Below are 4,544 nucleotides of genomic sequence, written 5' to 3' on the forward strand. Positions count from 1 at the left end.
GATGCCGTAGCGGCCGTACTTCGCCGTGCAGTCGTCGTAGTCCTTGCGCGCGGAGGAGACCGACACCACCTCGGCGATCAGCAGCACGTCCTCGAAGCCGTAGCGCTTGCCCTGCCTCTGCGCGTCCTCCCGCAGGATCGCGAAGTCCGGGGCCGAATTCTCGTCGGCCGGGAAGTCCAAGTACACGTCGGATGCGGTCTTCGCGTGCCGGCCGAGCGCGAGCGAGTCGATCTGCATCGACTTGATCGTGCTGGAGTGCTCAAAGCTCTGCGGGGTCATGACCACCTTCCCGTCGGCTCCGAAGAAGACCACGTACCCAGCGGGGAACTCGGTGTGCATGACCGCGTCGACGCTCATCAACGGCTCCTTCCTGTTGCCTCTCAGAATATGGGGCCACGGTCCCACGCGGGGTCCACTACGGGAGTGCCGCCCGGGGTGGCGTCGTATTCATGGGCAGCAGCAGCGGAGGTGTGCCCTCCAAGCGCTGGCGCATGCCGGCGTACTGCTCGGGCACCCACTCGGGTGAGCTGGCCAGCTGGTCTTCGGCCCAGGCGCCTATGTCCTGCCCCAGCCGCTCATCGTACGTGTCCATGCAGGCACTCCCCGGAAACATCCCAGGTCAGGACTACCTGGTTGTGTTAAGTCATTGGCACCTATGACGGATCGCCAGAAACGGTAATGGCAGGATGCGCACCCCACCGAGAGGAGGATGGGTACGTCCCGCCTTGCCGCTTCTGACATCGCCTCCTCTCCCCACTCCCACCAGTCCACGCGATTGGTGGCGTGCCGCTGGAGATGAGGCGACTGGGCATGGACCAGTCGATTCACCGTGGGAACGGCATCCCAGCCGATCAGCCTGTGGTGCGGAGCCTCCAGCCAACACGCCGGGGACGGCGGCAGCACCGTCAGGCGGGCGCGGCCCCGGGATCGCCGCAACGACGACGACCTCGTCCATCCCCGGATCAGTTCGGCCGCGCGGTGTCCGACGACCACGCACGGCGCCATCGTGTTGCCCGACGTCACGCGCGGCAGCACGGAGGCGTCGGCGATGCGCAGGGCTTCGACTCCCCGCACTCGCAGTTCGGAGTCGACGACGGCACCGGCGTCGGCGTCGGTGCCGACCCTGGCTGTCCCGCACTGGTGCCAGAACGTGTTGGCCGCCGTGCGGATGTAGGCGGCGAGTTCCGCGTCGGAGCCCGTTCCCGGGATGGCGCGGGAGCCGCGATAGGGGCTCATCGCGTCCGCGTGGGCGATCTCCTCGGCGAACCGGTAGGCCTCGACGGCGTCGCGCAGGTCGCCGGGTTCGTCGAAGTAGCCGGTCTCGATCACGGGCGCGCTCGCCGGGTCCGCGTCGGCGAGCCGGACCGATCCGCGCGACCGCAGGCGCATGCCGAGGAGGAAGGTGAAGGCGGCCTCCGGCCCCCCGTACCGCGCCTGCGCCTCGGGGCTCATGAACGCGCCCGCACCGGAGTACATGACGAACTTCGGCGAGTCCGCACGACCGTCGTCGCTGCCCCAGAAGCACACCGCCTGGGCACGCGGCGGCGGCGGCAGTTCTGCCGCCGGATCGGCCTCCCACACGCAACCGACCAGCAGGTGGTCGTCGAGGTTGGCGCCGACGCCGGGAAGGTCCTCGCGGACGGCGAGGCCGACCTGCTCCAGGTGACGTGCGGGTCCGATGCCCGACTGCATCAGGATCTTGGGCGTCTGCACCGCCCCGAGGCTGAGCACCACCTCGCGCGCGGCCCGGAAGCGCACCGGGCGGCCCTCGGACAGCAGCCGCACCACCTCTTCATAACCCGCCGACCGGAACAGGCACATCGCGAGGACGAAGTAGACCACCACCCGCACCGGCAGCCGGCGCCTTCACAGCTCCCGCCGACCCGTCGCATCGACGACCTCATCCGTCTGCGAAACGGCAGAGCCATCACCCCAAAGAGCCGATGTCAGTAACACACCGGCCGAAGCCGTCACCGCAGCCGACGGGAGGGCCTCGCCTTACGTTGTCCCATGAGACATATCGGATCCGAAGAACATCCCTCAGCTGACTTCATGCGCTTTGCCGTGTCCGCGACCATGGAGGCAGCAGCCCAACACGCGATCCGGGCTTTCCAGTGGCTCGATCACTGGGCCGCCATCACCGAGATCAACCGCCTGGTCAGGCCGATCCAAGAAGCCATGAGGCCCTAGCCACCGCCCGGGCGCGAAGCCTAGGAGGCATCGCCGCCTCCTAGGCTTCGGCCCTGCACTCACGACGACTTCACATTCCCCGCTCCCGCTGGCCGCCCTGATCCCGCAGCGAAGAGCCCGAGGCGGACGCCGTTCTTTGAGACAAGGCGCTCAGTGGGCGTAGCGGGCGGCAAGTCGTTCGAAGAAGTCGTCCATCAAAGCCATGGCGGCCTGCCGCTCCGCCCGTTCGAAGTCGGACGCCAAGCGACGAGTTTAGACTTTCCTTCCATTTGTGTCGGTCTCCGCCAGGATCGTTCCGGTGACGGCGAGACAGCCCTTGATTTCCACCCCGCCCATACCTACGCCCGCCGAGATGTAGTTGAGTTCATCGATATGGACGTAAATGCCGTCGTGGAGCTCCAGTACGCCCTTGATGTCGCCACCTCCAGAGACCGATAGCCCGTTGTGGACCGTTACCCCACTGCCATCGGCTTCCAGCGCTCGCTCGCTTCCGTCGCTGACCTTCATTCCTCCTTGAACGACAAGGTGGCCCTTCACCCGTCCCTGGCCGGTGAGCAGGTCGTCCAGGTCGGCTTTCCCGGCCTTGACGGTGCCCAAGTCGTTCTGTCCGTCTCGGACCTGTACTCCGGACTTCGGGAAGTCGAGCCATCCGTCGTCGGAATTCCGGCCGTGCACGGACCCGGTGTCCACGCGGTCCACGTCGACCGCGCCGGCCGAGAGGACGCCCAACTGCGGCTGCCCGTCCCGGTGTACGTGCAGGCCGGACTTCGGGAAGTCGACCCATCCGTCGTCGGAGTCGCGGCCGTGCACCGACTCGGTGTTCACCCGGTCCACGTCGACCGTGCCGGCCGTGACGGTCCCCCATCCGCCGGTCCCGTTGCGGACTTCCACCCCTCCGGCGGAGAAGGTGACACGGCTGCTGCTCGGCGTCCCCTCGACCCAGGGAGTACGCGTCCCGCTGTCGAACTCGGGAACGAGTGCATGGACCGTGGTGGTGAGGAAGTATCCCTGCCGCTGCTGCCCGGCACCGGTCGACCCGGCGATGAGGGTGTAGGTGGTGCCTCGCTTCGGCGCCGAGGGGGGTGACCAGGTGTAGGGCCGCTGAGTCACCCGCGGGCCCTGGGCTGCCGACTGGACGAGCACCTCGTTCCCCTGCGGATCGCGGATCCAGTAGTCGAGGTTGTCCGGGCCGTCCCACCGCAGAACGACGTTCTGACCCGCGTCCACGTCCACCAAGGAGTTGTTCTCCGGGCGGAAGTTGCGCGGGATCCTCGGAGCCTGTTTCACCACCCCGAGAGTGGTGGTGAACTCCGCCCGCCGAATGGGGATGTTGTCGTCGCCGCCGCCGGACCGCTCGCGGATCTTCAGCCGGACCGGTCCCTCCAGGTCGGAGACAGGAATGTTCTCCAGTGTCAGGATCAGCGACTCCCCGTCGGGCAGGGTCAGCTTCCCCCCTGAGGGGGCATGCGCCCTGAAGCGGCCGAGGGTGCTGTCCCAGCCGAAGGTCGGGTCTTCCTCCCGCCAGACCGAGTAGCCCTTTTCGACACTCGCGCTGATCGCCGTCGGATTACCCGTCAGGTCGCTGGGGCCGCTGCCTACCGGTATCTCCACATCGATGAACTCCCACTTCACCTCGGACTGGTGAGTGTTGGAGACGATCACGTACACCGTTCCTACGGACGGCACCCCGGGCTGCGACGCTTCGAGCGAGGTCGGATCCGTCATGACGGCGTAGTTCAGCAAAGACGGCACGGTGAGGACTCCCTACCTCGGCGTTTCACACAATGCGGGCAGAAGACACGAAGAGGAGGCTCGGTGTTGGCGGGTGCACGGTCGGTGCGGTGGCAGCTTCAGGCGGGAAGCTGGAAGAACCAGGGGCAGGCGCACGGCGCCAGCACCAACAGAATCGTCCCGATGGGCAGTTCAGGAAGCATGGTTCTGCATGGCTGGCTCGAACACAGCCCCCGGTGACTGAAAACCGAAGCAGTGGGCTTCTCGGCGTGCCGAGACGGGTGAGGTACTCCCAGGACCAGGTCATGCACCCAGTGCCCGGTACCCAGCTCGGACGACGGTCACGACTCCTCCGTGCGGTTGGGCCACCAGCCGCTCCAGCGCCGGGATCGCCGTTCCCGGAATGCGCACGCAGCATGGAGCCCAGGCCGCGCCGCGCGCCGCACGACAGGGGAGCATCAACCGGCGAAGATCAACAAGCCGGACGCCCAACGAACCGGTGCTGTCAGCGGACGTCTGCCGCAGGCCGGGGCAGCTCGTCCAGGTCGAGGGTGTAGGTCCGCCCGTCGGCCAGCTCGATGGGCAGCTTGCCCGAACCGTACTTGTGCGTGTGCGCCGCGATG

Annotated in this window: 4 protein-coding genes; all 4 read right to left on the bottom strand. The window is 67.3% G+C overall.

What is annotated here, in order from left to right; translation table 11 throughout:
• On the bottom strand, positions 1-357 hold a 357-nt coding region (locus UK12_RS31910), incomplete at its 3' end, for a Uma2 family endonuclease (protein ID WP_045306705.1).
• A 58-nt stretch (positions 358-415) separates the two neighbouring features.
• Positions 416-592, bottom strand: a complete 177-nt coding sequence (locus UK12_RS41860; protein WP_197085344.1) for a hypothetical protein — start codon at positions 590-592, stop codon at positions 416-418.
• Entirely contained in the window at positions 556-1,857 is a 1,302-nt protein-coding gene (locus UK12_RS31915; RefSeq protein ID WP_331386674.1) for a GMC oxidoreductase, read from the bottom strand. The genes UK12_RS41860 and UK12_RS31915 overlap by 37 nt, the downstream gene beginning before the upstream one ends.
• A 585-nt stretch (positions 1,858-2,442) precedes the next feature.
• Positions 2,443-3,942 (bottom strand): hypothetical protein, encoded by a 1,500-nt coding sequence (locus UK12_RS31920; RefSeq protein ID WP_045306706.1) that lies wholly within the window; start codon positions 3,940-3,942, stop codon positions 2,443-2,445.
• Positions 3,943-4,544: the final 602 nt, after the last annotated feature.

It is taken from the genome of Saccharothrix sp. ST-888 (assembly GCF_000955975.1).
In the GTDB taxonomy this organism is placed as follows: domain Bacteria; phylum Actinomycetota; class Actinomycetes; order Streptomycetales; family Streptomycetaceae; genus Kitasatospora.

Coding starts and splice junctions, on each gene's coding strand:
- UK12_RS41860 (WP_197085344.1), bottom strand. CDS start 592: ATGGACACGTACGATGAGCGGCTGGGGCAGGACATAGGCGCCTGGGCC.